Here is a 24,151-nt window from a genome sequence, read left to right as displayed (position 1 = left end):
TCCCCGCCCCATGCCGCTGCTCTCCCTGGAAGACGTCTCGATCGCCTACGGCCGGCAGGCACTGCTCGAGCACGCGAGCCTGCAGGTCGACGCGGGCGAACGCGTCTGCCTGATCGGCCGCAACGGCGCGGGCAAGTCGACGCTGCTGAAGATCGTCGCGGGCGAGGTCGTGCCCGACGCGGGATCGGTCTGGCGCGCGCCCGCGCTCTCGATCGCGACGCTCTCCCAGGAGCTGCCGCTCGACGGCGCGCAGACCGTCTTCGACGCGGTGGCGGCGGGGCTCTCCGAGATCGGGCAGCTGCTCGCGGAGTTCCACCGCGTCGCGCACGACGTCGAGCGCGACCCGGCCCTGTTCGCGCGAATGGAGACCCTGCAGCACGAGATCGAGGTCCGCGACGGCTGGAGCCTGGGCCAGCGCGTCGACCAGATCCTGGCCCGGCTCGAGCTTCCCGCCGACGCGCGCATCGGCGAGCTCTCGGGCGGCTGGCGCCGGCGCGTGGCTCTGGCGCAGGCGCTGGTGCGCGAGCCGGATCTGCTGTTGCTCGACGAGCCGACCAATCACCTCGACATCGAGGTGATCCAGTGGCTGGAGGACCGGCTGCTCGAGTTCCGCGGCGGCGTGCTCTTCGTGACCCACGACCGCGCGCTTCTTGCGCGGCTCGCGACCCGGATCGTCGAGCTCGACCGCGGCGCGCTCACGTCGTGGCCGTGCAGCTACCCCGAGTTCCTGACCCGGAAGGCCGCCGCGCTCGAGGAGGAGGCGCGCCACGCCGCGCTCTTCGACAAGAAGCTCGCGCAGGAGGAGGTCTGGATCCGCCAGGGCATCAAGGCGCGCCGCACGCGAAACGAGGGCCGCGTTCGCGCGCTGGTGGCGCTTCGCGAGGAGCGCGCGCGCAGGCGCGAGCTCGAGGGCAAGGCGCGCCTCTCGCTCGACGACGGCCCGACCTCGGGAAAGCTGGTCGCCAGCGCCGAGCACGTGAGCTTCGACTTCGGCGCAGCGCCGATCGTGCGCGACTTCTCGCTGCGCATCATGCGCGGCGATCGGATCGGGCTGGTCGGGCCCAACGGCGCAGGCAAGACCACGCTGCTGCGCATCCTGCTCGGGCAGCTCGCGCCCTCTTCGGGCCGGGTCCGCCTCGGCACGAAGCTCGAGATCGCCTACTACGACCAGCTGCGCGCGGTGCTCGAGCTCGAGAAGACCGTGCTCGAGAACATCGCCGAGGGCCGCGAGTACGTGGACGTGAACGGCCAGCGCCGGCACGTGATCGGCTACCTGCAGGACTTCCTGTTCAGCCCCGATCGCGCGCGCGTGCCGGTGAAGGCGCTCTCCGGCGGCGAGCGCAACCGGCTGCTGCTCGCGCGGCTCTTCGCGCAGCCCGCCAACCTGCTGGTGCTGGACGAGCCGACCAACGACCTCGACATCGAGACGCTGGAGCTGCTCGAGGAGCTGCTGGTCGACTACGGCGGCACGCTCCTGCTCGTCTCGCACGACCGCGCGTTCCTCGACAACGTGGTCACGTCGACGCTGGTCTTCGAGGGCGCGGGCCGCGTGCAGGAGTACGCGGGCGGCTACAGCGACTGGCTGCGCCAGCGCGCGGTACAGGTCCCGGCCGCCTCCCGGCCCGCTGCCGCCGCGAAGCCCGTGCAAGCCCCCAAGGCGAAGCCCGCCAAGCTCGGCTTCAACGACGCGCGCGAGCTCGATCAGCTGCCCGCGCGGATCGAGTCACTCGAACGCGAGCAGGCCGAGCTCGGCCAGCGCATCTGCACGCCCGAGTTCTACCGGGCCGAAGCGGCCGAGCAGGCGCGCGTCCACGCCCGCCTCTCGGCCCTCGAGGCCGAGATCGAAGCCGCCTACCGGAAGTGGAACGAGCTCGAGGAGCGGCTGCGGAGTTACACTGCGCGGTGAAAGCGAGGAGATCCGATGCCGAACGTCGAAATGTGGGGCAAGGCGCTCACGGTCATGCCGCGCATCAGCAAGCAGGACTGGGACGGTCTCGACATCGTCTCGCGCTGGCTGATCGCGACCCGCTCCGCGGTGATCATCATGACCTTCACCTCCGCGGCCTTCGCCGGGCTGCTCGCAGCCAAGGCGGGGAAGTTCGACGCCCTGCTCTTCGCGCTGGTGACGCTCGGGCTCTGCCTGGCGCACGCGACGAACAACCTGGTGAACGACCTCACCGACTATTGGAAGGGCGTGGACGAGGGCAACTACTTCCGCACCCAGTACGGACCGCAGACCGTCCAGGACGGGTTCCTGAGCGTGAAGCAGCTGCTGCTCTACGCGGCGCTCACGGGAGGCGCGGCGCTCCTGGTCGGCGCCTGGCTGGTCGCGCTTCGCGGCGAGATCGTCCTGATCCTGCTCGGCGCCGGCGCCTTCTTCGTGCTCTTCTACACCTGGCCGCTGAAGTACGTCGGGCTCGGCGAGCCGGCGGTGCTCGCGGTCTGGGGGCCGCTGATGGTCGGCGGCGGCTACTACGTGATCACGGGTGAGTGGAGCCACCACGTCGCGGTCGCGAGCATCGCCTACGCGCTCGGCCCGACCGCGGTGCTGTTCGGCAAGCACATCGACAAGCTCGACGCGGACAGCGCGAAGTCGATTCGCACGCTGCCGGTGATCCTGGGCGAGCGGCGCTCGCGCTTCACCGTTCTCGCCATGCTCGTCGCGCAGTTCGCGGTGATCGCGTACCTGGTCGCGATCGGCTACTTCACGCCCGCCATGCTGATCCCGTTCGCGGCCGCGCCCTCGCTGCGGCGCGTGTTCGCGACCTACCGCCACCCGCGGCCGAAGCAGGCCCCGCCCGAGCTTCCGAAGGGGGTCTGGCCGCTCTACTTCGTCGCGGTCACGTTCTGGTACAACCGCCGCTTCGGAATCCTGTTCCTGGTCGGCCTGCTCGGCGACATCCTCCTGTCGCGGCTCTAGCGGCTCTGGCGGCGCCCGCGGGCCGATCCCGGCCATTTGCACCTTTTGCACTCAGGGTGCAATGATGGCCGGACCCAACCAGAAGGACGAATGCGCGATGGCGAGCGAACGCGACGACCGGACCGTGGAAGAGACCGCAGCCGGGGCCGTGGCCGAGATCGGATTCGACCCGGATTCTCTGCGCCGGAAGTACCGCGAGGAGCGCGACAAGCGCCTGCGCGCCGACGGCAACGAGCAGTACCTCGCGGTTCAGGGAAAGTTCGCCCACTTCCTCGACGATCCGTACGCGAAGCCCGGCTTCGAGCGCGCACCGCTCTTCGACGAGGTCGAGGTGCTGATCCTCGGCGGCGGCTTCGGCGGGCTGCTCGCGGGCGCGCGGCTGCGACAGGCGGGCGTGCAGAGCATCCGCATCATCGACGCGGCCTCGGACTTCGGCGGCACCTGGTACTGGAACCGCTACCCGGGCATCGCCTGCGACATCGAGTCGTACACGTATCTGCCGCTGCTCGAGGAAGTCGGCTACATGCCGAAGCAGAAGTACTCCGACGGGCGCGAGATCCTCGAGCACAGCCAGGCGATCGCGCGCAAGTTCGACCTGTACCGCGACGTCTGCTTCCAGACCCGGCTGCAGGAGCTGCGCTGGGACGAGGCCGCGGCACGCTGGGTGATCACGACGAACCGCGGCGATCGCATGAAGGCCCACTTCGTCTGCCTGGCGACGGGGCCGCTGAACATGCCCAAGCTGCCCGGCATTCCCGGAATCGAGGAGTTCGAAGGCCACTCCTTCCACGCCAGCCGCTGGGACTACGACTACACCGGCGGCGACTCGGAGGGGAACCTGACCGGTCTGCGCGGCAAGCGCGTCGGCATCATCGGCACCGGCGGAACCTCCGTTCAGATCGTGCCGCACGTCGGTGAGTGGGCCGACAAGCTCTACGTCTTCCAACGCACGCCGTCGTCGATCGATCTGAAGATCAACCCGCCGACCGACCCGGAGTGGGTGAAGACGCTTGCGCCTGGCTGGCACCAGCACCGGATGGACAACTTCAACGCGCTGGTCTCCGGCGTTCCGCAGACCGAGAACCTGGTGAACGACGGCTGGACCGAGCTGATCAGCAAGCTGATCGTCGGCCTGCAGCAGGGCCGCAATACCGATCTCTCCTCGCCCGATGCGATCGCTCGCGCCGTCGAGCTCGCGGACTTCGAGAAGATGGAGGGGATCCGCGCGCGCGTGGACGCCACGGTCAAGGACCCGCGGGTCGCCGAGGCGCTCAAGCCCTACTACCGCCAGTTCTGCAAGCGCCCCTGCTTCCACAACGAGTATCTCGAGACCTTCAACCGGCCGAACGTGACGCTGGTCGACACCAAGGGAAAGGGCGTCGATCGCGTCACGAAGAAGGGCGTCGTCGTCGGCGGGCAGGAGTACGAGGTCGATTGCCTGATCTACGCCAGCGGCTTCGAGGTCGGCACCGACTACTCGCGCCGCGCCGGGCTCACGATGATCGGTCGCAGCGGGGCAACGCTGGCCGAGACGTGGTCGACCGGCATTCGCACGCTGCACGGCATGCACGTGCGCGACTTCCCGAACGCCTTCATCATGAGCAACCCGCAGGCCGGGTTCACGGCGAGCTACCCGCACCTGCTCGACGAGCAGGCCAAGCACATCGCCTACATCCTTTCGAACGAGCGCGCGAAGTCGGCGCGCACGATCGAAGCGAGCGAGGCCGGCGAGGACGCCTGGGTGAAGCAGTGCATCGCCAAGGCGCGAAACGTCGGCGACTTCTTCGAGAACTGCACGCCCGGCTACTACAACAACGAGGGCAAGAGCTCGGAGCTGTCGGTGCAGAACGGCTTCTACGGCGGCGGCTCGATCGAGTTCTTCGGCATCCTGGCGAACTGGCGTGCCGACGCGAAACTCGAGGGCTTGGAGCTCCGCTAGCCGCGATGTCCTCGAACGCCGTGGACGACCTCGGCCGGCCGAGCCGGACGGCCCAGTCGCGCCTGGCCATCTGTGAGGCCTGTCTGGACCTCCTGCAAGAGGGGGTGCTCCAGCCCAGCGCAGATCAGGTGGCCGAGCGCGCGGGCGTCTCGCGCCGGTCGATCTTCAACCACTTCGCGGATCTCGCGGAGCTCTACGACACCATGGTCGAAGTGGGAATGCAGCGCTGCGCGCCGTTCCTGGAGGAGATCTCCGAGCGCGAGCCGATCGCGCGCAGGATCGACGAGCTGGTGCGGGTCCGCGCGAGGTTCCTGGAAGCCACGGCGCCGTTCTCGCGCGCGCTCACGGCGCAGGCGCTGCTCGGCCCCGCCGCGGAGCAGGCCGTGCGCGTCTCGCAGGACGGACTGCGACTCCAACACCAGGATGTGGAGCGGCTGTTCCGCCGCGAGCTCGAGGGCCTGCCCGCGCCAGAGCGGGCGGACGTGCTAGAGGCGATGTCCGCGACGATGGCCCCGCTGCTCTGGGCCCATCTGCGCCACGGCCGGGGACACTCCGTCGCGAGGGTGCGCGCGCTGATGAAGCGCACGCTCACGGCGATCCTGCGCGACGCGGGCGTGCCGGTCCCGCGCTCTGCGCGGCCGTGAAGGGCCGCGCGATCCGCCGCACCGCGAGGTCGCCTGAGGTCTCAGCTTTGCCGAGCCGAGCAGCTCCCCTTCTCCAGGTGCAGCGCGATCGTCGCGAGAAGCGTTGCGCGGTCGATCGGCTTGGTGGCGTAGTCGTCGCAGCCGGCGGCGATGCACTTCTCGCGCTCGCCGGTCATCGCGTGCGCGGTGAGCGCGACGATCGGGCCGCGGTAGCCCTCTTCGCGCAGGCGCGACGTGGCCTGGTAGCCGTCCATTTCGGGCATCTGCATGTCCATCAGCACCACGTCGTAGGGCTCGCCCGCGAGCAGCGCTTCGAGCGCCATCCGGTGCACCTCGACGCCGTTCTCGGCGACGGCGACGCGCAGGCCCGCGCGCTCCAGATGGTGGCGCACGAGCCTGCGCGAGTCCGGGGTGTCCTCGGCCAGCAGGATCCGGCCGCGCAGTAGCGCGGGCGCCGTCGTCTCCACCGTCGGCGCAGCGGGTGCGGGCGGCGCAGCGACCTCGGCCAGCCACTCCACGCCCGCGAGCGATCCGGGATCGAGCGAGACGCGGAAATGGCTGCCCGAGCCGTGCACCGAGCTCGCCTCGATGTCGCCGCCCAGCAGCTGCGCCATGCGTCTGGAGATGGCGAGTCCCAGACCCGTGCCACCGAAGCGGCGGGTGGTCGAAGCATCGGCCTGCGTGAACGGCTGGAAGATCCGTGCGATCTGCTCGCCGGTCATGCCGACTCCGGTGTCGACGACGTCGACCACGAGCTGGTCGTCCGAGAGCCCGACACGGACGCGCACCGAGCCCGACTCCGTGAACTTGATCGCGTTGCCGACCAGGTTGTTCAGGATCTGCCGGAAGCGCACCGGGTCGCTCTGGATCCGCGCGGGCAGCGGAAGCGCCCACTCCACGTGCAGCTCCAGGCCCTTCTGCTCGGCGCGTACTCGCAGGAGCGAGAGCGTCTCGTCGACGATCTGGCGCAGCGAGCACGGGATCCGCTCCACGCGCATGCGTCCGGCCTCGATCTTCGACAGGTCGAGCACGTCGTTCAGTATTGCGAGCAGGTGGCGGCCGTTGCGGCGGATGATGTCGACCAGCTCCGCGCGTTCGGAGGCGCCGACATCCTGCTCGGCCAGCGAGTCGGCGAAGCCGAGAATCGCCGTCATCGGCGTGCGGACCTCGTGGCTCACGTTGGCCAGAAACTCGCTCTTGGCGCGGTTGGCCGCCGAAAGCGACGCGTTCGTCTCGGCCAGCTCGCGCGTGCGCTCCAGCACCAGCTCCTCGATCCGGCGCGTGCGCTCGCCGACCAGGTGCAGCCAGCTCGAGAGCAGCGCCGTGATCACCCAGCCGACGATCAGCGCCGCGAGCGGGTTCCAGGATCGCGTGGCGGCGACGAAGGCGGGAGCCGGCGCCCAGACCGACGGCAGGCTGCGGTCGCCGAAGTACAGCGAGTTGCGGATCGCCTGCTCCGGCGAGAGCGAGAGCATGCGCGTCGCGTCCTCCGGCCCGAGCGGCGTCTCGCGCGTGCTGTCCCAGCCCAGGTGCACCACGCGCGCTTCGGGGCCGGGTGCGTCGGTCACCAGGATGTCCAGCCCGACGGGAAGCCAGTCGGCCAGAAGCTCGTCGATCAGCGGACCGATCTTCACGATCGCGAGCGCGAAGCCGCGCAGCTCTCCGACGCCTGCGAACGGGTCGTTCCCCCCGTCGTAGATCGGCATCAGCATCAGGTGCGTCGGCTTCGCGTCGACCTCGTGCGGCAGAAGGATTGCGGGCGAGGCCGCGATGTCGCGCGCGAGCATCGCCTTCTCGATCGCACCCGCGATCTCGGGGGACGAGGTCAGCTCGTAGCCCAGGAGCGGCTCGTTCTCCGTGCGGGGCGAGATGGCGGAGATGGCGAAGTGGACTTCGCCGGCGCGAACCGAGCGCTCGGCGAACGCGAACGCCTGCACCGACCAGGCGTGGTCCAGCAGGCGGTCGCTGAACGCCTCGAACTCGTCGGGCGAGACGGTCGCGGAGGCGTCGTAGAGCCCCGCCAGGGCGTCGAGCGCGTCGCTCACGACCGCGAACCCGCGCTGGATCGAGAGCGAGCGCTCGACGGCCGCGTTCTCCAGACGGTGCGCCGCGGCGTCGACCTCGAGTCGGTTGAGCGCGCCCCAGCCCGCGAGGCTCGCGGCGATGCCGATGACGGCGGCGACACGCACCGTCCAGCCCGTGCGCGCTCCGAGCAGCGCCAGCGCGATCGGCGTGAAGGCCATGCCCCCGAGCAGCTCCGACTTCGCCCAGGCGAGAACGGTTTCGAGCACGACGTCGCGCGGAGTGGCACCCGCCAGGTACATCAGGCCGGTCCCGTACGAGGCGCAGAGAAGCGCCGTCGCTGGGGCGGCCACGACCAGGATCCACGGCAAGGCGTCGAGCCCGCGGATGTCGCGGCCCGACGCGGCGAAGCGCGCGAGGCGCGCACCGGCGAGGGTCGCGAGCGTCGCGCCAACCCCGTACGCGAGCGCGGCGAGCAGGCGCGGAAGCGGCTCCAGCAGCGCGGTGGGCATGAGCAAGCCCGTGCCCGCGATCGCGACGAACAGCCCGGGCCACGCGCGCGCGCCCCAGATCAGCGCGCCGGCCAGAGCGACGCCCTCCGCCGGCCAGATCGGCGCGATTCCGTCGGCGCAAGTCGGCGTGAGCCAGGCCAGCTGCGCGGCGATCAGATATGCAACCGCGACCAGCGCGTTCGCACCCCAGGGAAACGCTCGCATGCGCAGCAGCCATGTGCGCGGCATTCGAGGCTTATCGGGCTCGCCGCTCCGCGGCTTTGCGTCGCTTCACGCCTGTCGCAAATGTGCCGATCCCGGCACGCCTGTCGTACGCGCGATCAGCTCACGCGTTCGAAGCTCTCGAGCTTGGGCCGGGCCATCTCGGCGCGGAAGCGATCGAACGGCCACGGCCAGCTGCCGGGAATTCCGCGGTCGTCGAGGTACCAGCTGCGGCAGCCCGTGGTCCAGATGCTGTTCTTCGCCGCTTCGCTTCGCTCGGCCTCGTATTTCTCCGTCACGTCGCGCTTTGGGCTGATCTCGCGACACGCTCCGGAGCGGAGCTGCTCGACGAGCTGCAGGATGTAGCCGAACTGCAGCTCCGCGACCTCGATCAGCGAGAAGTTCCCGACCGGGCCGTTGGGTCCGTTCAGCATGAACAGGTTCGGGAAATCGGGGATCGAGATCGCCAGGTACGCACTGGGCCGCTTTGCCCAGGCCTCGTCGAGCGCGAGCCCGCCGCGTCCGACGATCTGCGCGGGCCGCATGAAGCGATCCACGCGGAAGCCGGTCGCGAGCACGAGAACGTCGAGCTCGTGCAGCCGCCCGTCCTTCGTGCGCACGCCCGCGGGCTCGATCCGCTCGATCGCGTCGGTCACGAGCTCCGCGTTCGGCTTCTGGATCGCCGTGTAGAAGTCGGGCGAGAAGATCAGCCGCTTGCAGGCCGCGCGGTAGCTCGGCCGCAGCTTCTCGCGCAGCACCGGGTCCTTCACGTTGTTCTCGAGGTTCGCGAGACAAGCGGCCTCGATCGCCTGGATCGCGGCGGAGTTCGCGTCGACCACGGCGTTGGCGAACATGCCGGCGAACAGGCTGGACATGTTCGCGTGCATCTCGCGCAGAAGCTGCGGATTGCGGCGGAAGTTCTCCCGCTCCGCCTCGCTGTAGGGCAGGTTCTCGTGCGCCATCACCCACTGCGGGGTGCGCTGGAACACCGAGATCTTCGCCACCCGGTCGACCAGCGCGGAGACGATCTGCACCGCCGTCGAGCCGGTGCCGATCACGCCCACGCGCGCGCCGTCGAGCTTCGCCCGGTGGTCCCAACGCGCGCTGTGGAAGCAGGCGCCCTTGAAGCTGCCGAGCCCCGCGATCTCGGGCAGCGATGGGTGGTGCAGGACGCCCGTCGCCGCGATCACCACGTCGGCCTGATCGCGAAGGCCGGACTTCATCTCGAGCTGCCAGCGACCGTCGCGGAACTCGGCTCGCGCGAGCTCCTGCCCGTACTGGATCTGCTTGTCGACGCCGTACTTGCTGGCGACGCCCTCGAAGTACTTCTGGATCTCACCGCCCGACGCGAAGTGCTGCGTCCAGTTCGGGTTCGGCTCGAAGGAATAGGTGTACAGGTGCGATGGCACGTCGCAGGCCACGCCGGGGTAGGTGTTCTCGCGCCAGGTCCCGCCGAGCCGCTCGGTCTTCTCGTAGATCGCGTAGTTGGTGAGACCGGCCTCCTCGAGCTTGATGGCCGAGAGGATCCCCGACATTCCCGCGCCGATGACTGCGAAACGAAGCTCACGCTGGGCCGACATCTCTTCCTCCCTCCGGTTCGCACCGGATGCTACCAGAGCCGCGGGCGCGGTTATACTCGCGCCGCCCATGAACAACGTCGGGCTCGCGGTCCAGTTCTTCCTTCAGCTCGCCTGCATCCTGGCGTTCTGCCGCGTCGTCGGCGCCGTCGCCGCCAGGCTCGGCCAGCCGCAGGTCGTGGCCGAGATGATCGCGGGCGTGATGCTCGGCCCTTCCCTCTTCGGGCTGCTGTTGCCCGAGGCCCAGGCTTGGCTCTTCCCCTGGGACGCGAGCCAATCGGCGCGCGACACCCAGAGCTACCTGTTCAAGGCCTCGCAGCTCGGCCTTGCGCTGTACATGTTCGTGGTGGGAATGGAGTTCCGCATCGACATCGTGCAGCGTCGGATGCGGAGCGCCGCAGTGGTCTCGATCGCGGGAATGGCCGCTCCGTTCGCGCTCGGCGCGTGGCTGGCCTGGCTGCTGTTTCGACACACGGCGATCTTTCCGGAGCGCACCTCGCTGCCGGAGGCGATGCTCTTCCTCGGCGCCTCGATGTGCGTCACCGCGTTCCCGATGCTCGCGCGGATCATCCACTTCAAGCGGCTTGCGGGCACGACCATGGGCACGGTCGCGCTCGGCGCGGGCGCGATCGACGACGCCACCGCATGGTGCCTGCTGGCGGTGGTGCTCGCGAGCTTCGACGGCGACTGGAGCCACGCGAGCTACAACATCGGCGGCGGAATCGCGTACGTCGCGGTGGCGCTGGGAATCGTGCGCCCGCTGCTGCGCCGCGCGCAGCGGTTTCTGATCCGAGACGGCGAACTCGTCGACGCCGGCCTGGTCGCCGGACTCGCGCTGATGGCGCTGGGCGCGTGGTTCACGGACCTGATCGGCCTGCATGCGGTCTTCGGCGCGTTCGTGATGGGCGCGGCGATGCCGCGCGGCCCGGTCGTTCGCGCGCTCACGGCCCGGATCGAGCCGCTCACCGTGGCGCTCCTGCTCCCGCTCTTCTTCACCTACTCGGGGCTGAACACGAAGATCACGCTGCTCGACTCGCCGGCGCTCTGGGGGGTCTGCCTCGCGGTTCTGCTCGCGGCGGTGGTCGGCAAGGGAGTCGCCTGCACGCTGGCCGCGCGCGCGACGGGAATCGCCACGCGCGAGGCGATCGGCATCGGAACGCTGATGAACGCGCGCGGCCTGATGGAGCTGATCATCATCAACATCGGCCTCGCGCGCGGGGTGATCTCCGAAGAGCTCTTCGCTGCGCTGGTGATCATGGCGATCGTGACGACCCTCATGGCCTCGCCGATCTTCGAGCTGGTCGTCGGCACCGGCCGCGCCGCCGGCGAGCCCGAGGCGCCCGAGCAGCGCGACGCCGCCGCGGCCTGAGCCCGCGCGAACGAGCGGCTAGCCCGGCTGTCCGTCGAGTCGCGGGCGGAAGAGCAGCGGCGCGTAGTGGGCCAGGAACACCGCGTACGCCGCGGACCAGAGCAGCGCCGCGAGCGCGATCACGTGCAGGTAGGGATCCGGGAACACGAGTGCGCCCACGGTTCGAACCAGCGCGGCCGCGCTCACCAGCAGGTACGCGATCGTCGCGGCGCGCGGCGCCGCAAGCCCGCGGCCGGTGTGCCCGAGCACGACGCGGGTCATCACGGCGAGCACCATCGTGCCGATCGCGCCGGTCGTCTCCGCGTGCAGGCCGACGCTCCAGGGAATCGCGCCGGTGAGGTCGGAGAGCGCGACGGCGAAGAGCCCGACCACGACCCAGGCGTAGCCCAGGTGCAGCGACCAGAGCAGCGGATCGTACCGCGCGCGCAGCGTCTGCCAGCCGGACATCCGGACCGCGACCGCGAGCGCGGCGATCCCCGCGACCGCGCCGCTCGCCGCCGTGCGCGGAAACAGCAGGTTCGCCAGCGCCACGCCGACCACCGCGACGACCGCGGCGCGGTCGGCCCACCGGCGCGTGACGACGACGGCGGCGACGCCGTCGCGGCGAAACGCGTTGGCGGTGAAGCTCGGCGTGATCCGCCCGCCCATCGCGACGATCAGCACGATCGCGAGATCGACACCGACGTGAAGACAGACCGCCGCGAGCCCGGGCGCGAGACCGAGCGCGTCGAGATGCGCGCCGGCGTTCAGCAGCGCGAGCGCCGAGAGGACGATCGGGAAGCCGTAGTTGCGCCGCTGCCGCGCGGCGAAGATCGGCCGGCCGATCGCAAACGCCATCGCGGGAAGCAGCGCGACGTCGACGAGCGCGACCCCCGCGAGCGGAATCGCGCCGGAGAGGAACATCGCGACGCGACCCGCGAGCCAGAGTGCGGCCAGCATTCCGAGCGGCGCACCCGAGGGCGGCCGCGAGCCGGTCCAGGTCGGCGCAGCGGTGAGCAGGAAACCGGCCGCCGCGGCCACCACGAAGCCGAAGACCATCTCGTGCGCGTGCCAGAGCGACGGCGTATGCGAGAGCCAGCCCGGAGCCGGGAGCACGCCGGCGTAGACCGCGAGCCAGGCCAACACCGCGAGGCTCGCCTGCAGGCCCGCAAAAAGGAAGAACGGACGGAACGCGCGACCGAGGAACGTCACGCCGCCACTCCGTCGTCGAGCACGCAGCGCACGCCGCCGATGTCCATCTCGGCCACGCAGACGTTGCAGTGGTTGCAGCGCGAGCGCGTGCCCGCATCGCCCGCCATGCGCCGCACCCTCTCCGGATCGGCGATCAGCGCACGGCCCAGCGCGACGAACTCGAAGCCCTCCACCATCGCCGCCTCGACGTTCGACCGCGAGACGATTCCGCCGAGCAGGACCAGCGGCATGCGCACGGCCGCGCGTACCTCGCGCGCCTGCGGCAGGAAGAACATCTCTTCGAACGGGTACTCGCGGATCACGCGCGTGCCGAAGCGGCGCAGCACGAGCTTCTGCAGCCGGCTCTTCTCGGCCGCGATCATCTCCTCGAGCGGGCGCCGGCCGCGGAACAGATAGAACGGCGACTTGCTCGTGAAGCCGCCGGTGAGCACCAGGGCGCTCGCGCCTCCGGCCTCGAGCAGGCGCGCCAGCGCGAGCGCGTCGGGAAGCTCCATCCCGCCTCGGAAGCCGTCGCGCAGGTTCATCTTGCACAGGATCGGAAAGCCCGCGCCGACCACCTCGCGCACGCGGCGCAGGACCTCGAGCGAGAGCCTCGCGCGGCCGTCGATGCCACCGCCGAAGCCGTCGCTGCGCCGGTTCGTGGCCGGACTGAGGAACTGCGAGAGCAGGTAGCCGTGGCCCAGGTGCAGCTCCACCGCGTCGAAGCCCGCCTCGCGCGCGAGCCCCGATGCGCGACCGAAGTCCTCGATCACAGCCTCGATCTCGCGCGCGTTCATCGCCAGCGCCAGCGGCCGGCCCGCACTGATCCCGTACGGGTTCAAGCTGAGCGACGGCCCGCGCGGAAGCCAGGTCGAGAGCTCCGCGTTCTTGGTGAACCAGCCGCAGTGACCGAGCTGAAGCGACGCCGCGCCGCCCTCGCGGTGCACCGCGTCGGTGACGCGGCGAAGCGGCGCCACCGTCTCGGGGCGCATCGACATCTGCTCCGCGAAGGTGCGGCCGTCGGGCGAGACCGCGCAGTAGGCGACGGTCGTGAGCCCGACGCCGCCGGCCGCAAGCCGGCGGTGGTGTTCGACCAGCGCGTCCGACGGAATCCCCTCCGGGCACATGCCCTCGTACGTCGCCGTCTTGATCACGCGATTGCGCAGGGTGAGATCGGCGAGGCGCGCGGGTGCGAATGCGTCGAGCGGCATCGGTACCTCAGAAGCGATCGGGTCGGATCTCGGCGTCGTTGCCGCCGTCGATGTAGTAAATCGCGCCGTGGATCCAGCCCGCGCGCCGGTCGAGCAGGAACGCCGCGAGTTCGGCGACCTCTTCGGGCTCGCCGATCCGACCGAGCGGAATCGACAGCTTGCCGATCGCGGCGCCCGTGACCGGGTGGGCCATGTCCCCGGCCAGCAGCGGCGTGCGCACCGGCCCGGGCGCGACGGCGTTCAGGCGCACGCCCGCGCGGCCCCAGTCGCCCGCGCGCCGGCGCACCGCGCGCCCGAGCGCGTGCTTCGCGCCGAGGTAGGCGACGATCGAGCTCGCGCCCGCGTCGGCGAGCCGCCGCGCCTCGGGCTCGTCGTGCGCGAGCAGCGCCTTCACGTAGGGGTGGTCGTCGAGCGGCGCCATCTGCGCGGAGTTCGAGCAGACCACGAGCGCCGCAGGATCGCTCCCGGCGCGAAGCACGGGCAGCCAGCCGTCGAGCGGGTCGATCGCGCCGAAGTAGTTCACCGCCGCGACGAGCGACGGCGGGGACACGTGCGTGCCGACGCCCGCCGAGATCACCACGCGGTCGAGCCGCCCGCCGCAGCTCGCGAGCACGCCGGCGACCGCCGCCTCTCGTCCCGCCGGCGTCGAGAGGTCCGCGACCACCTCGGCGCCGCGCAGGTCCACCCCGATGACGCGCGCGCCGTCGGCTTCGAGCCGGCGTCGGATCGCCGCGCCGATCCCCGACGCGCTGCCCGTGACCACGGCCACGCCCATCAGAACTCCGCGTAGCCGGGAACGCGCGGAAACGGAATCACGTCGCGGATGTTCGCCATTCCCGTCAGGTAGAGCACGAGCCGCTCGAAGCCCAGCCCGAAGCCCGCGTGCGGGACCGAGCCGAAACGCCGCAGGTCGAGGTACCACTGATAGGGGGCCTCGGGCAGACCGCACTCGGCCAGGCGCGCGCGAAGCACGTCGACGCGGTCCTCGCGCTGCGACCCGCCGATGATCTCGCCGACCTTCGGAACCAGCACGTCCATCGCGCGAACGGTCTGACCGTCGTCGTTGCAGTACATGTAGAAGGCTTTGATCGCCTTGGGGTAGTCGGTGACGATCACGGGCCGGCCGACGTGGCTCTCGGTGAGGAAGCGCTCGTGCTCGCTCGCGAGGTCCGCGCCCCACTTCACCGGGAACTCGAAGTCCTGCCCGGAACGCTCCAGGATCGCGACGGCCTCGCCGTAGGTCAGGTGCTCGAAGGAGCTGAGCGCAACGTGCTCGAGAGTGGCTCGCAGGCCGCTCGAGATTCGCTCGTCGAAGAACGCGAGATCGTCCTCGGACTCGTCGAGGACCGCCTTCACCACGTAGCGCAGGAACGCCTGGGCGAGCTCCATGTCGCCGCGCAGATCGCAGAAGGCCATCTCGGGCTCGATCATCCAGAATTCGGCCAGGTGGCGGCTGGTGTTGGAGTTCTCGGCGCGGAAGGTCGGGCCGAAGGTGTAGACGTTCGAGAGCGCGAGCGCCCCGATCTCGGCCTCGAGCTGGCCCGAGACGGTCAGGAACGCGGGGCGCCCGAAGAACTCGCCGTCGAACTCGGTCGCGGCCACGCGGAACATGGCGCCCGCCCCTTCCGCGTCGCTCGCCGTGATGATCGGCGTGTGCAGCCAGACGAAGCCGCGCTCCTGGAAGAAGCGGTGCACCGCGCGCGCGGCCACGTTTCGCACCCGCAGCACCGCGCCGAAGGTGTTCGTGCGCGGGCGCAGGTGCGCGATCGTGCGCAGGAACTCGAAGCCGTGCCGCTTCTTCTGCAGCGGGTAGTCGGAATCGGCCCAGCCGACCACGACGAGCCGCGTCGCTCGCAGCTCCAGCGCCTGCCCGCTGCCCTGCGACGGCACGAGCTCCCCCTCGACCTCGACTGCGCAGCCGGTGTCGAGCCGGACGACCTCGGCCTGGTAGTTCTCGAGCTCCGGCCCGGCCACGACCTGCAGACCCGCAAGGCTCGAGCCGTCGGAGAGATCGAGGAACGAGACGCCCTTCGAGTGCCGCGCCGTGCGCAGCCAGCCGCGCACGGCCGCCGATTCGCCGGCGCTCCCGCGCGCGAGCAGCTCCACGACCCTGGCGAACGCCACCCCGCACTCCTCCGATCCGTGTCCTCGCGGCAATCCTAGCGGAGCGCCGTTGACAGTGAGAGGGCGTTTCCGTTTCTTCGGCGCGCCAATGGCCCAGGAATCCGACGAGGATCGGCACTTCGGAATCTCGGGCCGTCGCCGTTCGCCGCAGACGCCGCTCGCACGCGAGGCGGCCGTGCTGCGGCGCGATCTGGCCTACGTGCACAGCGACGCGATCGCTGCGAGCGTGATGGTCGGCACCGGCGAGACCTACATCGCGGCGTTCGCGCTCGCGCTCGGCCTCGGCGACATCGTCGCGGGGATCGTCGCGTCGGGTCCGATTCTCGCCGGCGCGGTGCTCCAGCTGGTCTCGCCCTACGCCGTTCGGCGTCTCGGCTCGCACCGGCGCTGGGTGGTGCTCGCAGCCGCTGTGCAGGCCGCGAGCTTCGCGCCTCTGGTCGGGGCCGCCGTCGCAGGGCGGCTCAGCGCCTTCGGGCTGCTGGCGATCGCGACGCTCTACTGGGCCGCGGGAATGGCGGCAGGGCCGGCCTGGAACACCTGGGTCGGCACGATCGTCCCCCGCAGTCTGCGTGCGCGCTTCTTCGCGCGGCGCAGCCGCGTCGGGCAGGCGGCGCTGCTCGCGGGGCTGCTCGGCGGCGGGGCAATCCTCCACGGGTTCGAGTCGAACGAAGAGCGGCTGCTCGGCTTCGCGGTTCTGTTCGCGCTCGCCGGCCTGGCTCGCGGAGTCTCCGCCTGGCTGCTCGCGAAGCAGAGCGAGCCCGATCCGTTGATCGAGCGCGTGACCGGCCGGCTCGATCTGGCGCCGCCGCGCTCGACGCCCGGAAATCGCCGCCTGCTCGCCTACCTGCTCGCGGTGCAGACGGGCGTGCACGTCGCGGCGCCGTTCTTCACGCCGTACATGCTCGGCGAGGTCGCGCTCGGGCTCTCCTACGTGGGGTACATGACGCTGATCGCGGCGTCGTTCGTCTCGAAGATCCTGGCGCTTCCGTGGCTCGGTCACTTCTCGGCGAAGCACGGCGCGCGGCGATTGCTGCGGCTGGCGGGGCTCTCGATCGTGCCGCTGCCCGCGCTCTGGACCTTCTCGAACGACTTCAACTATCTGCTCGCGGTGCAGCTCTTCAGCGGCGTGGCCTGGGGCGCGCACGAGCTCGCCACGTTCCTGCTCTTCTTCGACGCGATCCGTCCCGAGGAGCGCACTCGCGTGCTGACCTGGTTCAACCTGGCCAGCGCCACGGCGATGGTCAGTGGAGCTGCGGCGGGGGGCTGGCTGCTCGGCACGCAGGGCATCGACCTGGCGGGCTACGCGACACTCTTCTGGATCAGCGCGGGCGCGCGGGCGCTCACGCTTCCGCTTCTCGCGTGGCTTCCCGACCTGCGGACCACGGCCGCGCCGCCCGCGGTGGGGATCCTCGCGGCGCGTCCGTCCTCGGGCTCGATCGATCGGCCCGTGCTCTCCGACCGCGAGGACAGCCCGATCGAGCGGCCTGCGGAGCCCCGCGAGCTCAGCTCGACGGAGTAGCACCCGTCGCTGCACCGCGATCCTCCGCGGAGAGACGCCAGTCTACGACGCGGGCTATCATGCGCCGACTCGAGCCGAGGAGGTCCGCGATGCGCTGGAAGATCGGGAACGTGACGGTGACGCGGGTGATCGAGGTGGATCTGCCGACGCCCGGCGGGTTCGTGCTCCCGGACGCGCTGCCCGAGAACCTGGCGAAGATCCCCTGGCTCGCGCCGCACTTCGTGACCGCGGACGGGATGCTCCGGATGAGCATCCACGCGCTGATCGTCGAGTCGCAGGGCCGGAAGATCCTGGTCGACACCTGCCTCGGAAACGACAAGAAGCGCCCGATTCCGGACTGGAACATGCGCAGCGGTCCGTTCCTGCAGCAGCTCGCCGACGCGGGACACCCGCGCGAGTCGGTGGACACGGTCGTCTGCACGCACCTGCACGTCGATCACGTCGGCTGGAACACGATGCTCGTCGGCGGCCGCTGGGTTCCGACGTTCGAGAACGCCCGCTACCTGATCGGCCGCAAGGAATGGGACTACTGGGGCAAGGAGCCGGTGAATCCGGACGAGCCGATCATGGACGACTCGGTGCGCCCGATCATCGACGCGGGGCTCGCGGACCTGGTCGAGACCGACCACAAGCTCACGAGCGAGGTCTGGCTCGAGCCGACGCACGGCCATACACCGGGTCACGTCAGCGTGCGCATCTCGTCGGTGGGCGAGGACGCCGTGATCACCGGCGACATGATGCACCACCCCTCGCAGATCGCGAAGCCCGAGTGGGCCTCGAGCTTCGACTGGAACCAGGACACCGGCCGCGCGACGCGGCGCTCCGCGCTAGAACGCTGGTCGGCGGGCGGGTATCTCGTGATCGGCACTCACTTTGCGACGCCGACGGCCGGCAGGATCGTCCGCGATGGTGACGCCTGGCGCTTCGCGGTCTAGCGCGCGACCCCGATGAGTGAAGAGGTCATCCGCTTTCCCGGCGCGCGCCGCCCGGATCGGACGCGCCGCGTCGACGCCTACGGCGTCGGCATCGCCGTCTACGAGTGGGGCGCGCCCGACGCGAGGCCGCTTCTGCTCGCGCACGGCGGCTTCGACTTCGCCGGCACCTTCGACGGCTTCGCGCCGCTGCTGGCCGACGGCGGCTGGCGCGTCGTGTCCTGGGATCACCGCGGACACGGAGACTCCGACCACGCCGCGCTCTACTCCTGGCAGGCCGACCTGCGCGACGCGCTTCTCGTGATGGACTCGGTCGGGCACGAGCCGATGCCGATCGTCGGCCACTCCAAGGGCGGCGGCGTGTGCATGCAGCTCACCGAGGCGCGGCCGAACCGCGTGTCGCGCTTCGCGAACCTGGACGGGATGCCCGGCAAGTGGCGCCATCCCGACGTCGCGGACCGCGAGCGCACGAAGCTTCTCGACAGCGAGCTCTCGAGCTGGCTCGACTGGCGCAGGCGCGCGGCCGACCTCGCGCGCAAGCCCGGCACGCTCGACGAGCTGGCGCGCCGCCGCGGCCGGATGAACCCGCGTCTCTCGCACGACTGGCTGCGCTATCTGGTCACGATCGGAGCGCGGCGCGACGCGGACGGCTGGCGCTGGAAGATCGACCCGTCGATGCGTTTCGGCGGCTTCGGTCCGTGGCGACCCGACTGGTCGCTCGAGCGCATGCGCGGCTTCCCGGCGCCGCTCCTGGCGATCCTCGGCTCGGTCGAGGAGGAGATGGGCTGGGGGACCTCGGCCGAGTTCCTCGCGCCGTACATGCCGCGCGGCACGCGCATCGTCACGCTCCCGGACTGCGGCCACTTCGTGCACATCGAGCACCCGCGGCGCGTGGCCGACCTGGTGCTGGAGTTCCTGGCGTGAGCTCGGCGACGGTCCTGCTCTCGCACAATCGCGTGCAGCTCGCGCTGCACGAGCTGCGCTCGGGCGACGGCCGCGCCCTGCTGCTGCTGCACGGGCTGGGCGAGCGCTCGCCATCGCGGATGCCGCCGGAGCTCGAGGGCTGGCCCGGTCCGATCCTCGCGCTCGACTTCACCGGTCACGGCCGCTCCAGCGTTCCTCGCGGCGGTGGCTACACCAGCGAGATCCTGATCGGCGACGTCGACGCCGCGCTCGCGCGCGTCGGCCACGCCACGCTGGTGGGGCGCGGGCTCGGCGCGTACATCGCCCTGCTCTGCGCCGGAGCGCGGCCGCGGCTCGTGCGCGGCGCGATCCTGCTCGACGGACCCGGGCTCGCGGGCGGAAGCGCGCGACCCGGAACGCCGCTGATCCCGATGCCGGACCCCAACGCCGTGACGCCGCCGGATCCGTTCGCGCTCGTCGAGCTGGCCTCGGACGTTCGCCCGCCCGACTACGCGACCTCGTTCGTCCGCCAGGCCACGCACTTGTCGGGGCTGGAACGCCCGATCAGCATCTGCACGCTCGAGCGGCCCGACTGGCTGCGCGCGGTGGTCGAGGAGCCCGGCGTCGAGACCTGCGAGCTCGAGCAGGCGCTGGAGTTCTACGCTTCGGACGAGCCGGCCGCGGCCCGCTAGCGCGGATCGAGACGCACGGGAACCGCGTCTCGGCGCAGCACGAGCCCGTACCAGCCGTCGACCCAGCCGTACTTCGCGGCGAAGGCCCGGTCGATCGCGCGGCGCTCGGCCTCGTCGGTCACGAACACCGCGCGACACAATGTGGTGACGCCCCCGCGTGTGAGCTCGGCTTCGGGGTTCGCCCGCAGCTGCTCGCCCCAGCTGCGACCGGGACGGGCGATCCGCACCCAGGGCCGGCCGTCTTTGTCGACGATCCAGAGCTTGGTGTCGTGCGGGAGGCCCGCGGCGTCGAAGGTGCGCAGCTCGGCGACCTCCGTCCGCTCGCCGGCAAGCCAGGTTCCGAGCGCCAGGAGGAACAGACCCGAGAGCGCGATCGAAGCGAGCCTTCGAATGCTCACGCGCCGAGCTTGCCTTCGCGGCGCGCTCGGAAGTAGGCAGCGAATCGCTGCGGGTCAGCCGCCCACGAGCCAGCGCGCGGCGCTCTGCCCCAAGAGACACGCCGCGAGACAGCCGAAGACCGTGACCGCGGCGTATCCCGAAGCCAGCCCCCACGCGCCCTCCTGCAGCAGGGCGAGCGTCTCGACGCTGAACGCGGAGTAGGTCGTGAAGCCGCCGAGAAATCCAGCGCCCAGCGCGATGCGCAGCTCGGGCGAGACCGCGTCGGTCTCGAGCGACGCGCACACCAGCGCCGCGAGCAGCGCGGAGCCGAGCAGGTTCACCGCCAGCGTCCCGATCGGAAACGGGACCGGAATGCGCTCCGCGACGAGGCTTCCGATCAGATAGCGCAGGCCCGAGCCGAGCCCGCCCGCGAGACACACCCACCCGAATCGCATCGCCGTCATCGCCCGAGCATAGCCCCGCGGCCCGGGAGTCCGCCCGGCGCAGCGTGGTAGGCTGCACGGGTGCGGGAGATCGGCGAGCTCGAGGTCGAGGTCGGGTCGGACGCGAAGCTCGCCCGCCCGTCGCTGATCGCGTTCTTCCGCGACCGCGACCACACGCGCGGCAGCCTGCTCGTCTCCGTGCTCGTGCTCGCACTGCCGTCGATCCTGACCACGACCTTCTCGTTCGGCGTCTTCCAGCTGGTCGAGCTCTCCTTCCTCGGGCGGCTCGGCGAGCACGCGCTCGCGGCCGCGGGATCGAGCGACCAGGTGCTGCGCCAGGGCCTGATGCTCTTCGTGATGGGCATGACGGTCGCCTCGCAGATGATGATCTCGCGGCTCGTCGGCTCCGGACAGGTCGAGGGCGCGGAGCACGTCGCGGGCCAGAGCTTCGTGCTCGGCGCGGGCCTGGCGCTGGTCGCGGCGCTGACCGGCGGGCTGTTTCCCGAGGCGCTCGTGCGCCTGATCGCGAGCGACCCCGACGTGATCGCGCTCGCCACGGTCTACGTGCGGATCGTGTTCCTGAGCTTCTTCGTGATGATCTCGGGACAGATCTTCTCGACCGTGCTGAACGGCGCCGGCGACGCGACCACGCCGATGCTCACGTCGTTCATCGTGACGCCGGTCTCGATCTTCTCGCAGTGGGCGCTCACGTTCGGGCACGCCGGACTGCCGGCGATCGGGATCGCGGGAATCCCGGCCGGCTCGGCGATCGGCGGGGCCTGCGGCGCGGCGGTCTCGCTCTACATGCTCTTTAGCGGCCGCTGCCGCGTGCACCTGCGCGCCCGTCACGTCGTGCCGGACCTGCCCACGCTGGCGCGGATCCTGACCACCAGCCTGATGCCGGCCGCGCACATGCTCGCGCGCTCGCTGATGGTGATGTTCTTCATGATCATGGCGGGCCGCCTCGGCGGGAAGGTGCAGGCGGCCTACACCGTCGGGCTGCGGCTCGAGATGCTCGCGATCATGCTCGCCTTCCCGATCGCGAACGCCTGCGCGACGCTGGTCGGCCAGAACCTGGGCGCGCGGCGCCTCTCGCGCGCCTGGGGCGCGATCTGGGCCAGCGCCCTCGTCGAGCTCGCGGCGCTCTGGCCGCTCGCGCTCGGCGTGTTCCTGTTCCGCCACGCGCTCGTCGCGCTCTTCGTCGACGACGCCGAGGTGGCCCGGATGGCCGAGGAGTATCTCGTCTACTCCTCCGGGATCCTCGCCTTCTACGGCCTGTACTTCGTGGCGTTCCGCACGCTTCAGGCCGCGGGCGACATGCTCTCGCCGATGCTGATCTCCGTCTCGACGGCCGTCCTCGTCGGAGCCCCGCTCGGCTGGCTTCTCGCCACGCGCACCGACCTGGGCGCAACGGGGATGTGGATCGCGAACCTGGTCTACGCGCTGGTGAACGCGAGCGCGATGATCGGCTGGCTGCTCTCGGGTCGCTGGGCGCGCCGCCACGCGATCTGAGCGCGCGGCGCGTAGAATCCGGCCATGAACCGCGAGACCTACTACAAGGACCACTGGGTCGAGATCGAGCCGGAGCGGATCGACGCGTACGAGCAGATGTTCGAATGGCGGCCGCAGAGCGCGCCCTTGCTCGAGCCGGCCGAGCTCGCGCCCGGACAGACGGTGATCGACTACGGCTGCGGGCCCGGCGGACTCGCGGTCGAGCTGGCGCGGCGCGTCGCGCCGAACGGCCGCGTGCACGGCGTGGACCTGAACGCGCTGTTCCTGGAGCGAGCGCGCGAACGAGCGAAGCGCGACGGCGTCGAGGCGCTGATCGAGCTGCACCGGACCGACGGCGATCGCATCCCGCTCGAAGCGCGAATCGCCGACCGGCTGGTGTGCAAGAACGTGATGGAGTACGTGCCCGACGTCGCCGCGACGCTCGCGGAGTTCCGCCGCGTGCTTACGCCGGGAGGGCTCGCGCACGTGATCGACAGCGACTGGGGCCTGCTCGCGGTGGAGCCGATCGGCGCGGAGCGGATCGCCGAGCTCTTCGAGGCCGCGAAGCCCGCCTACAAGACCCCGCTGATCGGCCGCAAGCTCTGGGGCGCGATGCGCGGCGCGGGCTTCTCCGACGTGAAGGTGAAGATCGTCGCCAGCGCCGACACCAAGGGCTTCACCGCGCCGATCGTCTTCAACATGATGTCGTACGCGCGCGCCTCCGGACGGCTGCCGAAGGCGACGCTCGAGGCGCTCGCCGCGGACCTGAAGAAGTCCCTCTCCGACGGAACGTTCCTGCTGATCCTGCCGCAGTTCCTGGTCACCGGAACGGCCTGAAGCCTAGTCGAGCGACGGGACGAAGATCTGGAAGGTCTGGTCCGCGAGGAAGTCGTGCTCGTCGGCGAGCCGATAGCCCGCCTCGCGCAGCTCCTCGCGAATCACGTGCATGGGCGTGCCGTGCCGGCCCGAGCGGTACTCGACGATCGCGATTCGCCCGCGGTGTCGCAGCCGGTCGTGCAGCGCGCTGAAGTAGGCGACCCGATCCGAGAGGTGGTGGTAGGTGTTGCAGAGGAAGATCAGGTCGACGCCGCTCTCGGGCAGGCGGGGATCGTCGCTTGCGGCCTCGATCACCTCGACGTTCTCGCGCTTCTCCGCGCGCACCCGGTCGCGCAGGTAGCCGAGCATGTCCGGATCGATGTCGACGGCGTAGACGCGCCCGTCGGGCCCGACCGCGTTCGCGAGCCGGAACGTGAAGTAGCCCCCGCCGGCGCCGAGATCCGCGACGAGCGCTCCCGGCGGCAATGCCAGCGCCGCGACCACGCGATCCGGCTGCTGCGCCGCGTCGCGACCCGGAGCCTCGTAGGCCAGGCGCTTGAGCGTGCCGCAGCCCGAGGCCAGCGCGAGCGCGAGCAGCGCGAAGACGAAGCTCCGCGCGTAGAGTCGCCGTTCCTTCATGACCGTCTCTCTCCCCAGCGATTCCAATAGGTGACCTCGCGTGGACCACGGCGCGCGGCGGGACGCAGCACCGCGTCGCGCGTGTAGCCGACCGGGAGCAGGATCGTCTGCGTCACGCCCTCGGGAATTCCCAGCGCGCGCGCCGCCTCGTCCTCGTGCAGCAGGTGCAGCGTGGTCCAGGTCGAGCCGAGGCCGCGCGCGCGAAGCGCGAGCATCAGCGACCACGCGGCGGGGAGCACGGAGCCGTAGAACGCGACCTGCTGCGCGACCGAGAGCGGCTCCGGGCGGCCCTCGATGCAGACCAGGATCAGCGCGGGCATCTCGTGCAGGCGGTCCGCGAGGAGCCGATGCGTCGCCTTGATCGGCTCGGCGTCCGGATCCGCCTCGCGAAGCGCCGCGTAGTGCTCGAACGCGCGCCGGTACAGTTCGCCGAGCCATCGCTTCGCCTCGGGCTCGGTCACGACCAGGAAGCGCCAGGCCTGGGCGTTCCGCCCGGTCGGTGCCTGCGTCGCGATCTCGATGCACTCCTCGATCAGCTCGGGCGCGACCGGCCGGGTGTAGTCGAGCTTGCGCCGCACCGAGCGCGTCGTGCGCAGGACCAGATCCACCGAAGCGAGGTCGAAGTCGGCTGGCCCCATGCCACGATCCT

The 24,151-nt window shown here is 70.8% G+C and carries 21 protein-coding genes; 11 read left to right on the top strand and 10 right to left on the bottom strand.

From position 1 onward, the window contains the following. Positions 1 to 10 precede the first annotated feature (10 nt). The 4 genes from FJ108_02250 to FJ108_02235 all read left to right on the top strand — a co-directional run bounded on the left by FJ108_02250 (position 11) and on the right by FJ108_02235 (position 5,503). Entirely contained in the window at positions 11 to 1,906 is a 1,896-nt protein-coding gene (locus tag FJ108_02250; GenBank protein MBM4334722.1) for an ATP-binding cassette domain-containing protein, read from the top strand. A 15-nt stretch (positions 1,907 to 1,921) separates the two neighbouring features. After that, positions 1,922 to 2,920 carry a prenyltransferase gene (locus tag FJ108_02245; protein MBM4334721.1) on the top strand — a complete coding sequence of 333 codons (999 nt, stop codon included), beginning with the start codon at positions 1,922 to 1,924 and terminating at the stop codon, positions 2,918 to 2,920. A 97-nt stretch (positions 2,921 to 3,017) separates the two neighbouring features. Then, positions 3,018 to 4,859, top strand: a complete 1,842-nt coding sequence (locus FJ108_02240) for an NAD(P)/FAD-dependent oxidoreductase (protein ID MBM4334720.1) — start codon at positions 3,018 to 3,020, stop codon at positions 4,857 to 4,859. A 5-nt stretch (positions 4,860 to 4,864) separates the two neighbouring features. Further along, complete coding sequence (locus FJ108_02235) at positions 4,865 to 5,503, top strand: TetR/AcrR family transcriptional regulator (protein ID MBM4334719.1); 639 nt, start codon at positions 4,865 to 4,867, stop codon at positions 5,501 to 5,503. Positions 5,504 to 5,544: 41 nt separating this feature from the next. On the opposite strand, the gene FJ108_02230 is transcribed toward FJ108_02235, so the two are convergent. Both FJ108_02230 and FJ108_02225 read right to left on the bottom strand, forming a co-directional pair. Further along, positions 5,545 to 8,265 carry a response regulator gene (locus FJ108_02230; GenBank protein ID MBM4334718.1) on the bottom strand — a complete coding sequence of 907 codons (2,721 nt, stop codon included), beginning with the start codon at positions 8,263 to 8,265 and terminating at the stop codon, positions 5,545 to 5,547. 92 nt (positions 8,266 to 8,357) lie between these two features. Continuing rightward, the gene (locus FJ108_02225; protein MBM4334717.1) at positions 8,358 to 9,818 is read right to left on the bottom strand and encodes an NAD(P)/FAD-dependent oxidoreductase; all 1,461 of its coding nucleotides are present in this window, start codon (positions 9,816 to 9,818) and stop codon (positions 8,358 to 8,360) included. Between the two features lie 67 nt (positions 9,819 to 9,885). Between FJ108_02225 and FJ108_02220 the strand changes: the two genes are divergently transcribed. Continuing rightward, positions 9,886 to 11,184 (top strand): cation:proton antiporter, encoded by a 1,299-nt coding sequence (locus FJ108_02220; protein ID MBM4334716.1) that lies wholly within the window; start codon positions 9,886 to 9,888, stop codon positions 11,182 to 11,184. 18 nt (positions 11,185 to 11,202) lie between these two features. On the opposite strand, the gene FJ108_02215 is transcribed toward FJ108_02220, so the two are convergent. Genes FJ108_02215 through asnS form a run of 4 tightly spaced genes read right to left on the bottom strand, consistent with a single transcriptional unit; the run spans position 11,203 to position 15,689 of the window. Beyond that, entirely contained in the window at positions 11,203 to 12,906 is a 1,704-nt protein-coding gene (locus FJ108_02215) for an NnrS family protein (GenBank protein ID MBM4334715.1), read from the bottom strand. Further along, positions 12,372 to 13,565 (bottom strand): NADH:flavin oxidoreductase, encoded by a 1,194-nt coding sequence (locus tag FJ108_02210; GenBank protein ID MBM4334714.1) that lies wholly within the window; start codon positions 13,563 to 13,565, stop codon positions 12,372 to 12,374. The genes FJ108_02215 and FJ108_02210 overlap by 535 nt, the downstream gene beginning before the upstream one ends. Positions 13,566 to 13,572: 7 nt before the next feature. Further along, positions 13,573 to 14,340 (bottom strand): SDR family oxidoreductase, encoded by a 768-nt coding sequence (locus FJ108_02205; GenBank protein MBM4334713.1) that lies wholly within the window; start codon positions 14,338 to 14,340, stop codon positions 13,573 to 13,575. Next, complete coding sequence (gene asnS / locus FJ108_02200) at positions 14,340 to 15,689, bottom strand: asparagine--tRNA ligase (GenBank protein MBM4334712.1); 1,350 nt, start codon at positions 15,687 to 15,689, stop codon at positions 14,340 to 14,342. The genes FJ108_02205 and asnS overlap by 1 nt, the downstream gene beginning before the upstream one ends. 88 nt (positions 15,690 to 15,777) lie before the next feature. Between asnS and FJ108_02195 the strand changes: the two genes are divergently transcribed. The 4 genes from FJ108_02195 to FJ108_02180 all read left to right on the top strand — a co-directional run bounded on the left by FJ108_02195 (position 15,778) and on the right by FJ108_02180 (position 19,735). Then, positions 15,778 to 17,208 (top strand): MFS transporter, encoded by a 1,431-nt coding sequence (locus FJ108_02195; GenBank protein MBM4334711.1) that lies wholly within the window; start codon positions 15,778 to 15,780, stop codon positions 17,206 to 17,208. Between the two features lie 89 nt (positions 17,209 to 17,297). Further along, the gene (locus FJ108_02190; GenBank protein MBM4334710.1) at positions 17,298 to 18,143 is read left to right on the top strand and encodes an MBL fold metallo-hydrolase; all 846 of its coding nucleotides are present in this window, start codon (positions 17,298 to 17,300) and stop codon (positions 18,141 to 18,143) included. 12 nt (positions 18,144 to 18,155) lie between these two features. Continuing rightward, complete coding sequence (locus tag FJ108_02185) at positions 18,156 to 19,064, top strand: alpha/beta hydrolase (protein MBM4334709.1); 909 nt, start codon at positions 18,156 to 18,158, stop codon at positions 19,062 to 19,064. After that, a complete protein-coding gene (locus FJ108_02180) occupies positions 19,061 to 19,735 on the top strand; it encodes an alpha/beta hydrolase (GenBank protein MBM4334708.1) in 675 nt (224 codons plus the stop codon). Before FJ108_02185 ends, FJ108_02180 begins: the two co-directional genes overlap by 4 nt. Here the strand turns inward: FJ108_02180 and FJ108_02175 are convergent. After that, a complete protein-coding gene (locus tag FJ108_02175) occupies positions 19,732 to 20,133 on the bottom strand; it encodes a hypothetical protein (protein MBM4334707.1) in 402 nt (133 codons plus the stop codon). The two genes, FJ108_02180 and FJ108_02175, sit on opposite strands and share 4 nt — an antisense overlap. Positions 20,134 to 20,187: 54 nt before the next feature. Next, positions 20,188 to 20,568: a fluoride efflux transporter CrcB gene (crcB, locus tag FJ108_02170; GenBank protein ID MBM4334706.1), complete on the bottom strand. Its 381-nt coding sequence runs from the start codon at positions 20,566 to 20,568 to the stop codon at positions 20,188 to 20,190. 69 nt (positions 20,569 to 20,637) lie between these two features. Between crcB and FJ108_02165 the strand changes: the two genes are divergently transcribed. Together FJ108_02165 and FJ108_02160 are read left to right on the top strand one after the other, a co-directional pair. Further along, complete coding sequence (locus FJ108_02165) at positions 20,638 to 22,068, top strand: MATE family efflux transporter (protein MBM4334705.1); 1,431 nt, start codon at positions 20,638 to 20,640, stop codon at positions 22,066 to 22,068. Positions 22,069 to 22,092: 24 nt separating this feature from the next. Continuing rightward, positions 22,093 to 22,884, top strand: a complete 792-nt coding sequence (locus tag FJ108_02160) for a methyltransferase domain-containing protein (GenBank protein ID MBM4334704.1) — start codon at positions 22,093 to 22,095, stop codon at positions 22,882 to 22,884. A 3-nt stretch (positions 22,885 to 22,887) separates the two neighbouring features. Here FJ108_02160 and FJ108_02155 read toward each other — a convergent pair whose 3' ends face one another. Together FJ108_02155 and FJ108_02150 are read right to left on the bottom strand one after the other, a co-directional pair. After that, on the bottom strand, positions 22,888 to 23,502 hold the full coding sequence (locus tag FJ108_02155) for a class I SAM-dependent methyltransferase (GenBank protein ID MBM4334703.1): 615 nt from the start codon (positions 23,500 to 23,502) through the stop codon (positions 22,888 to 22,890). Beyond that, a complete protein-coding gene (locus FJ108_02150; GenBank protein MBM4334702.1) occupies positions 23,499 to 24,140 on the bottom strand; it encodes a nitroreductase family protein in 642 nt (213 codons plus the stop codon). Before FJ108_02150 ends, FJ108_02155 begins: the two co-directional genes overlap by 4 nt. Between the last annotated feature and the right edge of the window lie 11 nt (positions 24,141 to 24,151).

The organism is Deltaproteobacteria bacterium, from assembly GCA_016875225.1.
Classification (GTDB): domain Bacteria; phylum Myxococcota_A; class UBA9160; order SZUA-336; family SZUA-336; genus VGRW01.
Note: the sequence above shows the minus strand (reverse complement) of the source record. Positions and strands in the feature narration are given on the sequence as shown.

Coding starts and splice junctions, on each gene's coding strand:
- FJ108_02245 (MBM4334721.1), top strand. CDS start 1,922: ATGCCGAACGTCGAAATGTGGGGCAAGGCGCTCACGGTCATGCCGCGC.
- FJ108_02155 (MBM4334703.1), bottom strand. CDS start 23,502: ATGAAGGAACGGCGACTCTACGCGCGGAGCTTCGTCTTCGCGCTGCTC.
- FJ108_02150 (MBM4334702.1), bottom strand. CDS start 24,140: ATGGGGCCAGCCGACTTCGACCTCGCTTCGGTGGATCTGGTCCTGCGC.
- FJ108_02190 (MBM4334710.1), top strand. CDS start 17,298: ATGCGCTGGAAGATCGGGAACGTGACGGTGACGCGGGTGATCGAGGTG.
- FJ108_02235 (MBM4334719.1), top strand. CDS start 4,865: ATGTCCTCGAACGCCGTGGACGACCTCGGCCGGCCGAGCCGGACGGCC.
- FJ108_02195 (MBM4334711.1), top strand. CDS start 15,778: ATGGCCCAGGAATCCGACGAGGATCGGCACTTCGGAATCTCGGGCCGT.
- FJ108_02250 (MBM4334722.1), top strand. CDS start 11: ATGCCGCTGCTCTCCCTGGAAGACGTCTCGATCGCCTACGGCCGGCAG.
- crcB (MBM4334706.1), bottom strand. CDS start 20,568: ATGCGATTCGGGTGGGTGTGTCTCGCGGGCGGGCTCGGCTCGGGCCTG.
- FJ108_02230 (MBM4334718.1), bottom strand. CDS start 8,265: ATGCCGCGCACATGGCTGCTGCGCATGCGAGCGTTTCCCTGGGGTGCG.
- FJ108_02240 (MBM4334720.1), top strand. CDS start 3,018: ATGGCGAGCGAACGCGACGACCGGACCGTGGAAGAGACCGCAGCCGGG.
- FJ108_02210 (MBM4334714.1), bottom strand. CDS start 13,565: ATGCCGCTCGACGCATTCGCACCCGCGCGCCTCGCCGATCTCACCCTG.
- FJ108_02225 (MBM4334717.1), bottom strand. CDS start 9,818: ATGTCGGCCCAGCGTGAGCTTCGTTTCGCAGTCATCGGCGCGGGAATG.
- FJ108_02220 (MBM4334716.1), top strand. CDS start 9,886: ATGAACAACGTCGGGCTCGCGGTCCAGTTCTTCCTTCAGCTCGCCTGC.
- FJ108_02160 (MBM4334704.1), top strand. CDS start 22,093: ATGAACCGCGAGACCTACTACAAGGACCACTGGGTCGAGATCGAGCCG.
- FJ108_02185 (MBM4334709.1), top strand. CDS start 18,156: ATGAGTGAAGAGGTCATCCGCTTTCCCGGCGCGCGCCGCCCGGATCGG.
- FJ108_02205 (MBM4334713.1), bottom strand. CDS start 14,340: ATGGGCGTGGCCGTGGTCACGGGCAGCGCGTCGGGGATCGGCGCGGCG.